Annotated in this window: 1 pseudogene; it reads left to right on the forward strand. The window is 62.2% G+C overall.

Going from position 1 to position 373, the window contains the following annotated elements:
- Positions 1 to 181 precede the first annotated feature (181 nt).
- Positions 182 to 373: pseudogene (locus tag P9254_RS28840) on the forward strand (IS5/IS1182 family transposase); the annotation flags it as partial.

Consider the following 373-nt stretch of genomic DNA (forward strand, 5'->3'; position numbering starts at 1 on the left):
GTCGGCCGTGAACTATCCGCAAGCCATTGATCTGGCCTGTTGATTGAGGCGGATAGCGGCTTTGGAATTGCAGGATTAGCGGTATTTGGACGCTGTTTTCCTGCAATTCGGTTTTGCGATTCCCTTGTGGCGCGGAGCGTGATTCACTCGGTTCGGCGGCGGCGAATCGAGGGGACAGCGAATGTCCAGGCCACGCGAGAAGCGCGAGACGGGAGAGCAGGACCTGTTCCGCTCCCGGCTCGACCAAATCATCAACATGAAGCACGAGCTGGTGCGGCTGGCGCAGGCGATCGACTGGCCGGTGCTGGAGGAGCGTTTCGGCGCCGTCTATTCGGACGGCCCCGGCATGCCGCCGCTGCCGACCCGGCTGATG

The sequence above is a fragment of the Mesorhizobium sp. WSM4983 genome (genome assembly GCF_029625765.1).
Classification (GTDB): Bacteria; Pseudomonadota; Alphaproteobacteria; order Rhizobiales; family Rhizobiaceae; genus Mesorhizobium.